This is a genomic window from Methylacidimicrobium tartarophylax (genome assembly GCF_902143375.2).
Taxonomy (GTDB): domain Bacteria; phylum Verrucomicrobiota; class Verrucomicrobiia; order Methylacidiphilales; family Methylacidiphilaceae; genus Methylacidimicrobium; species Methylacidimicrobium tartarophylax.
Map to the genome: position 1 here is coordinate 1 of NZ_CABFVA020000053.1, position 2,330 is coordinate 2,330.

A 2,330-nucleotide genomic window follows, 5' to 3' on the forward strand; every position below is an offset into this window, starting at 1 on the left:
GTCTTGCCATCGGGGTCCACTTAAAACGACTGCATCAGGGGCTTGATTATCGGACGCCCTTGGAGGTATTAGAGGCCACCTCAAGAATGAGCGGGGAGGGGACGGGCAACGGCCTAGTGCCTCCAGCCTCTCTCGATTCCAAATAGGGAAAAAAGTCAGGTTCAAAATATTAGTCGAAAAATCGCTTCCATGGTCGGACAGACGGGGAGCATCTGGGCCATCCGATGGAACTGCGCCATCTTCGCTACTTTGTTGCCGTTGCCCAATACCTGAACTATAGCGAGGCTTCACGGCGCTTGCATGTGGCACAGCCAGCGATCAGCCAAACGATCCTCGACCTGGAGGAAGAGCTTGGCGTGAAGCTGTTCCTCCGCAACAACCGCCTCGTTCGGCTTACCGCCGCAGGTGCCACCTTTCTATCTGAATCCGAAAAACTTCTAGCAAAACTTGGCGAAGCCCAGCGTCTGACCCGGCTAGCTGCGCACGGCGAAATCGGCGTGCTTCGCATCGGCTTCATCGCGCCAGCCATGGTGGATTTGCTTCCGCCTTTGGTAGAAGCCTATCGCCGTCGTTATCCGGATGTGGATCTTCAGCTCACTCATCTGAGTCCCACTGAGCAATTAACGGCGTTCGATGAGGGAAGGCTCGATCTTGGATTTTCTCGTCCGCTACCGATTGCTCGACGGGCTTCCTTCAACGAGGAGATCCTTTATCGCGACCACCTCTACGTGGCTCTTCCTCCTGGTCATCCGTTGGCTAGCGAAGAAAAGATCAAACTGGAAACACTCGCCAATGAATCCTTCATTTTCCTGCTTCGATCGGAATCGCCCATGTTATTCGATTTGGCCATCGAGACGTGTCGCCGCGCCGGCTTCTCGCCCAAGATCACCCATCAACCCAGTATGATCATGACGGTCTTCGCCTTGATAGAATGTAAACTCGGTGTAGGCCTGCTTCCAGGCTTCTTGCGAGGGTTGGCTGACCAAAAGACGATTCGTCGACCGCTCGCGGAGCCGTCCAATCCGATTTGTTTTTGCACCATTTGGCCCAAATCCGTGCAACGCCCAACCTTGAACGCCTTCTTGGAAATCGTGCGGTCGCAAAAAGCTGCGCTACAAAAACAGATCGATCCTTTCGTCCAATAAGTTGTTCCTTGGCTGAGGTGCTCCCCATCCGTCCGACCAATGGAAGCGGTTTTTAGACTGATATCCGAACTTCCGATGTGTAGTGTCGCAACTGATTGCAGCAGAACGCTAAGAGTTTTTCGTTCTACCTACATGGCCTGTTTGGGCGGGCGAGCAAAGAGCGGGAGCAGGTCAAGCTTTTGGAGCAAAGCGTTGATGTCGGCGGGGATCTTGGAGAAGAGCCCGATCAAACGCCGCACCCGCTTGGGATTTGCGGTTCCTCCTTCGCGCCGCAGTGCCTCGGTCATCCGGCGCACACCGTAGAACGGATGCGCCGTGTAAAGCTCGTCCAGGCGATGACACAACGCGATCTCCTGGGCATTCGGACCCAACGGCTCGTAGTAAAGCCCGCTGCGGTCCAGCCCGAGCAACTCGCAATGGCGACGCACGGATAGCTCGCCTCGGCTGTCAATCATAGCGCGACGAGCCTCAAGCGAGAGGGCCGAACTTTTTTTAAGCCAGCGGTTTTCCACCTCTTAGCCGCCCAATCTGCTCAAAGAGCTCCCGCTCCCGCGACTCGACGGCTTGGGTCTCGCGCTCTGCGCGCCGGCCAAAGACTCCAGACAGAGCCAGCAGCGCTTGCTTCTTCCAGTGCCCGATCACGACCGGATGCACCCCAAATTCCGTGCTCAATTGGTTGATCGTTTTGTCCTCGCGCAGCGCCGCGACGACCACTTTGGCCTTGAACTCCGCGCTGTGCCGACGACGCGTCCGTTTGCTTGTCTTGTCTGTGATTCCAGTGGGCTTCCTTCTTAGCTTAACCACTAGTCGGATTTTTAGGGAGCACTTCACAACTCGTCGAGAGAGACCAGCGACTTCTTCCGCAAAGCGACGGCCAGCGCTTTTCGGGCATCCTCCGGCACATGGGTGACGTTGGCGATCAGCCGTGTCTTGACCTGCTTGCCCACCCGGTAGGACTCCCGGATCACGTAGGAGCAATAGACCTTCCCGTTGCGCCGTGTGCGGACCTCTTGCAAATGCATGCCTACGCATTAGCGAGTAGCCCGATTAATGGGCAAGTACATATTGTAGACAATAGGTCCTACACAAATGCGTGGAAGTCATTGATGCGTCGACAAAATGGTCAAAAAGCTGAGGAAGATCGGGTAAATTCGGAGGAAATCTGTCTTGCCATCGGGGTCCACT

2 protein-coding genes and 2 pseudogenes are annotated in these 2,330 nt (G+C 55.6%); 1 reads left to right on the forward strand and 3 read right to left on the reverse strand.

The features are described 5' to 3' along the window. The first annotated feature begins 224 nt into the window (after nt 1-224). On the forward strand, nt 225-1,145 hold the full coding sequence (locus tag MAMT_RS05080; protein WP_142659923.1) for a LysR substrate-binding domain-containing protein: 921 nt from the start codon (nt 225-227) through the stop codon (nt 1,143-1,145). A 239-nt stretch (nt 1,146-1,384) separates the two neighbouring features. Here MAMT_RS05080 and MAMT_RS05085 read toward each other — a convergent pair. The 3 genes and pseudogenes from MAMT_RS05085 to MAMT_RS05095 all read right to left on the reverse strand — a co-directional run. Next, nucleotides 1,385-1,600, reverse strand: a pseudogene (locus tag MAMT_RS05085) (IS3 family transposase); the annotation flags it as partial. Nucleotides 1,601-1,637: 37 nt separating this feature from the next. Next, nucleotides 1,638-1,976, reverse strand: coding sequence for a transposase (locus MAMT_RS05090; protein WP_142659924.1), 339 nt, complete (start codon nt 1,974-1,976; stop codon nt 1,638-1,640). Beyond that, nucleotides 1,976-2,167, reverse strand: a pseudogene (locus MAMT_RS05095) (IS1634 family transposase N-terminal domain-related protein); the annotation flags it as partial. The gene MAMT_RS05090 and the pseudogene MAMT_RS05095, both read right to left, overlap by 1 nt. Between the last annotated feature and the right edge of the window lie 163 nt (nt 2,168-2,330).